Raw genomic sequence first — 3,163 nt, forward strand, 5'->3', positions numbered from 1 at the left:
AAAGTTTAATTTTTATCTTCGGATAAGGATTAAATAGTAACTCATTAAAAAGACAAAAGTACAATAAGCTAAATAAGAGCGTATGGGGAATGCCTAGGCTCTCAGAGGCGATGAAGGACGTGATAAGCTGCGAAAAGCTACGGGGATTGGCACATACAAATTGATCCGTAGATATCCGAATGGGGCAACCCAGCATGTTGAAGACATGTTATCCGCAAGGAGGCGAACCCGGAGAACTGAAACATCTAAGTACCCGGAGGAGAAGAAAACAAAAGTGATTCCGATAGTAGCGGCGAGCGAAATTGGATTAGCCCAAACCAGTATTGTTACGGCAATGCTGGGGTTGTAGGACCACGATATTCGACTCATAATGAATTAGAACAGTTTGGAAAGACTGACCAAAGAGGGTGATAGTCCCGTATAAGTAAAGAATGATTAGATAGTGGTATCCTGAGTAGTGCGGGGCACGTGAAACCCTGTGTGAATTAGTGGGGACCATCCCATAAGGCTAAATACTCCTGAGAGACCGATAGTGAACTAGTACCGTGAGGGAAAGGTGAAAAGAACCCTGAATAAGGGAGTGAAATAGAACCTGAAACCATACGCTTACAAGCGGTCGGAGCAGACTTGATCTGTGACGGCGTGCCTTTTGCATAATGAGCCTACGAGTTACCGTTGCTAGCAAGGTTAAGGACTTCAGGTCCGGATCCGTAGCGAAAGCGAGTCTGAATAGGGCGCTTTAGTTAGTAGTGGTAGACGCGAAACCGTGTGATCTACCCATGGGCAGGGTGAAGCTGTGGTAACACACAGTGGAGGCCCGAACCGGTTGACGTTGAAAAGTCTTCGGATGACCTGTGGGTAGGGGTGAAAGGCCAATCAAACTCGGAAATAGCTCGTACTCCCCGAAATGCATTTAGGTGCAGCGTTGCAATATAGTTTTATAGAGGTAGAGCTACTGATTGGATGCGGGGGCTTCACCGCCTACCAATTCCTGACAAACTCCGAATGCTATAAAATGTTTTGCAGCAGTGAGGGCATGGGTGCTAAGGTCCATGTCCGAGAGGGAAAGAACCCAGACCATCAGCTAAGGTCCCCAAATGTATGTTAAGTTGAATAAACGAGGTTGAACTGCTTAGACAGCTAGGATGTTGGCTTGGAAGCAGCCATTCATTTAAAGAGTGCGTAACAGCTCACTAGTCGAGCGGTTCGGCATGGATAATAATCGGGCATAAACATACTACCGAAGCTATGGACTTGTAAAAGTGGTAGGGGAGCATTGTAGTGTCGTCGAAGGTGTGCTGTGAGGCATGCTGGAGAAGCTACAAAAGAAAATGTAGGCATAAGTAACGATAATGCGGGCGAGAAACCCGCACACCGAAAGACTAAGGTTTCCTCAGCTATGCTAATCAGCTGAGGGTTAGTCGGGACCTAACGCGAACCCGAAAGGGGTAGTGGATGGATAACAGGTTAATATTCCTGTACCTGCTCACACTAAAAGTGACGGAGGCGAAAAGTTAGTGCGTACTGACGGAATAGTACGTTGAAGCGAGTAGTAATACCGCGATAGTACACTGAGACTACGGTCAAGGTGATAATCTAGCAAATCGACTTCCAAGAAAAGCGAGTGAAGCAGCCCGTACCCTAAACCGACACAGGTAGTTGGGATGAGAATTCTAAGGTGCTCGAGAGATTCATGGCTAAGGAACTAGGCAAAATTGACGCGTAACTTCGGGAGAAGCGTCGCCCCCCTCTGGGGGGGCCGCAGTGAAAAAGTCCAGGCGACTGTTTATCAAAAACACAGGGCTCTGCTAAATCGAAAGATGATGTATAGGGCCTGACACCTGCCCGGTGCTGGAAGGTTAAGTGGAGGGTTTAGAAGTTTACTTCGAAGATCTCAAATGAAGCCCCAGTAAACGGCGGCCGTAACTATAACGGTCCTAAGGTAGCGAAATTCCTTGTCGGGTAAGTTCCGACCTGCACGAATGGTGTAACGATCTGGACACTGTCTCAGCCATGAGCTCGGTGAAATTGTAGTATCGGTGAAGATGCCGATTACCCGCTGTGGGACGAAAAGACCCCGTGCACCTTTACTATAGCTTAGTATTGGTTTTGGATAAGTAATGTGTAGGATAGGTGGGAGACTTCGATCGTGCGTCGCCAGGCGTGCGTGAGTCATTGTTGAAATACCACCCTTTGCTTATCTAGAGTCTAACTTTCAAAGAAAGGACAGTGCTTGGTGGGTAGTTTGACTGGGGTGGTCGCCTCCAAAAGAGTAACGGAGGCTTCTAAAGGTTCCCTCAGCACGCTTGGTAACCGTGCGTAGAGTGCAATGGCATAAGGGAGCTTGACTGAGAGACATACAGGTCGATCAGGTACGAAAGTAGAGCATAGTGATCCGGTGGTTCCGTATGGAAGGGCCATCGCTCAAAGGATAAAAGGTACGCCGGGGATAACAGGCTGATCTCCCCCAAGAGCTCATATCGACGGGGGGGTTTGGCACCTCGATGTCGGCTCGTCACATCCTGGGGCTGGAGAAGGTCCCAAGGGTTGGGCTGTTCGCCCATTAAAGTGGCACGCGAGCTGGGTTCAGAACGTCGTGAGACAGTTCGGTCTCTATCTACAGTGGGCGTTAGAAATTTGAGTGGATCTGACTCTAGTACGAGAGGACCGAGTTGGACGAACCTCTGGTGTACCTGTTGTTCCGCCAGGAGCATTGCAGGGTAGCTACGTTCGGAAGGGATAAGCGCTGAAAGCATATAAGCGCGAAACCCACCACAAGATGAGATTTCTTTAAAGGGTCGTGGAAGATTACCACGTTGATAGGCTATAGGTGTAAAGGCAGTAATGTCATAGCCGAGTAGTACTAATAACCCATAGGTTTATTGTCACTTCGACTTCGCTCAGTGACCAGCAATGTTTGCTGAGCGAGTCTGTTTTTTTATTACAGTATACATTACTATACACATCATGTCATTTTTTCAATATGTCAACAATATTAGTGTTGATTATTTATAACAACCAAGGTCTTGAACCAAGTTCAAGATAAAAACTTAAGGTGGTTATAGCGACGGGGCTCACCTCTTACCATTCCGAACAGAGTAGTTAAGCCCGTTTGCGCCGATGGTACTGCTTTACTGTGGAAGAGTAGGTCGCCGCCTTTTTT

General features: G+C 47.5%; 2 rRNA genes. Both read left to right on the top strand.

Features of this window, described 5'->3' with window-relative positions:
• The first annotated feature begins 61 nt into the window (after nucleotides 1–61).
• Nucleotides 62–2,887: ribosomal RNA gene (locus tag ITJ86_RS17085) — 23S ribosomal RNA — on the top strand.
• Between the two features lie 164 nt (nucleotides 2,888–3,051).
• Nucleotides 3,052–3,161: ribosomal RNA gene (gene rrf / locus ITJ86_RS17090) — 5S ribosomal RNA — on the top strand.
• Nucleotides 3,162–3,163 lie beyond the last annotated feature (2 nt).

Origin of the sequence: Winogradskyella marina, from assembly GCF_015645385.1 — a bacterium.
Classification (GTDB): Bacteria; Bacteroidota; Bacteroidia; order Flavobacteriales; family Flavobacteriaceae; genus Winogradskyella; species Winogradskyella marina.